At 63.3% G+C, this 2,109-nt stretch carries 1 protein-coding gene; it reads right to left on the bottom strand.

Going from position 1 to position 2,109, the window contains the following annotated elements; all coding sequences use genetic code 11:
* Positions 1 to 216: 216 nt before the first annotated feature.
* On the bottom strand, positions 217 to 1,623 hold the full coding sequence (gene gltX, locus RKP46_RS11370; protein WP_311106746.1) for a glutamate--tRNA ligase: 1,407 nt from the start codon (positions 1,621 to 1,623) through the stop codon (positions 217 to 219).
* Positions 1,624 to 2,109: the final 486 nt, after the last annotated feature.

Genomic DNA, 2,109 nt, shown 5'->3' with positions numbered 1-2,109 from the left:
CGACCAGAAACACCGCAAACACGGCAGCAGCGACCAGCAGCATGTTTTCATTCATCGACATTGAACTGCTCCTTCATGGCCAGCAGGCGTTTCCGGAAAAAAACCATCAGCGCGCATGATAAAACGATTGATTGAACTCCGGCTAGCCGGCTTGCCGGAAAAGGCGCAGTGCGTGCTGCCACGTGCGCCGGGGTTGGCTGCCGCGCGCTTCGTGTCTCAGCTCACGCCTTCGTCGGAATCTATTGCGCGCAGTCGCGTGAGTGCGGTCTGGCGCGCAAAGAGCGTCAGCAGGAGATCGACCGACGGGGTGTGTTCCTGGCCGGTGAGGAGCACACGCAAGGGCATCGCCAGCTCCGGCATTCGAATGCCGCTTCTGGCGACGCAGTCCTTGATCAACCCGGCAATCGCTGGCGCTTCCCACGCGATGTCGGCCAGACGGCAGGTGAACTCGCGTAGCACTGGGAGCGCTCGTGCCGTCAGGTGCTTGTGCACCAGATCCGCCGGTGGCTGCAGGTCGCCGTGGAAGAGGGCCACCGCGTCGGTCAGTTGGTTCAGGTTGGCCACGCGCTCCTTGTACACGCCGACGATCTCCGCCAGTGGGGCGGCTTCGCCGAGCCTGAGCGAGCGTGCCGCCAGTCGTCTGGTCACTGCTTGCGCGAGGTCTCCATTGTCCGCCTGTTTCAGATACCAGGCATTCAACCAGTCCAGCTTCTCGGGGTTGAATTGCGCCGCAGACGGTGTGATGTGGTCGAGGTCGAACCACTGACAGAACTGCTCGGCCGAGAATACTTCGTCGTCGCCGTGCGACCAGCCAAGGCGGGCAAGGTAATTCACCACGGCTTGCGGCAGGTAGCCTGCCTCATCGTATTGCATGACGCTGACCGCGCCGTGACGCTTCGAGAGCTTCTGTCCGTCGCTGCCGAGGATCATCGACAGATGCGCGTAGTACGGTACGCGCGCGCCAAGCGCCTGCAGGATGTTGATCTGGCGCGGGGTGTTGTTGACATGGTCGTCACCACGGATGACGTGCGAGATTGCCATATCCCAATCGTCGACGACGACGCAGAAGTTGTAGGTCGGCGTTCCGTCCGCACGCGCGATGACCAGATCGTCGAGTTCGCTGTTGGCAATTTCAATGCGACCCTTGACCAGGTCGTCCCAGGCGACGACGCCGGTCGTCGGGTTGCGGAAACGGACGACCGGCAATACGCCGGCGGGCGGTGCCGGCAAGGCTTTCCCAGGCTCGGGCCGCCAGCGGCCGTCGTAGCGGGGCTTCAGGCCGTGCGCGCGCTGTGCTTCACGTAGCCCGGCGAGTTCTTCCGCCGATGTGTAGCAGAAGTAGGCCGTACCTGCGGCAAGCATTTCCTGGATGACTGTGCGATAGCGATCCATGCGCTGGGTCTGGTAGAACGGGCCTTCGTCGTAGCTCAGGCCGAGCCAGTGCATGCCGTCGAGAATCGCCTGCACTGCCTCCGGCGTCGAGCGGGCAAGGTCGGTGTCCTCGACGCGCAGGATGAAACTGCCCCCGTGCCGACGGGCGAAGGCCCAGGAGAAAAGGGCCGTACGGGCTCCGCCGACATGCAGGAAGCCGGTCGGCGACGGGGCAAAACGGGTACGGATCATGTTGGCTCGCAGCAGAAGGGAAAAAGCAGCTATTCTAGTTGAAGCGAGTTGTCCAGGCCGCCGCGAGCAGCACGGTCGATACGGCGGCCGTCGTTGGGTGACCGATCGCCCAGCGTGCGGCTGGCCGGCACCGGCAGCGACGCGCGCTGCATGTCGCTTTGCCGGCGCTCTCGCCTGACCGCACGACTCGCGTCACCCGGCACACGCGGACGGCTGATTCGACGTGCGTTTACCCGGAGGCAAGCCGGCACGCCCTGGCGTACTGGTTTACAATGGACTGCATGGCTCTCGCGATCTGTCAAAAGGCTGGCTGCCAATGATCCTAAGATTTTTTCCTCAGCGCCCTGATCATCCGCTGGCTGATGCCAAGGAGCTGAAACAGACGCTCACCGAGTTGCTGACGGCTAGACCGGCGCAGGCCGTCGAGGAGATCGTGGACTGGTTCGATTCGCTGCGCAAGAGTTCCGGGTTCCGTCTCGACCAGTA

It is taken from the genome of Accumulibacter sp., assembly GCF_031732815.1.
In the GTDB taxonomy this organism is placed as follows: Bacteria; Pseudomonadota; Gammaproteobacteria; order Burkholderiales; family Rhodocyclaceae; genus Accumulibacter.
This window is presented reverse-complemented; position numbering and strand designations above follow the sequence as displayed.

Coding starts and splice junctions, on each gene's coding strand:
- gltX (WP_311106746.1), bottom strand. CDS start 1,623: ATGATCCGTACCCGTTTTGCCCCGTCGCCGACCGGCTTCCTGCATGTC.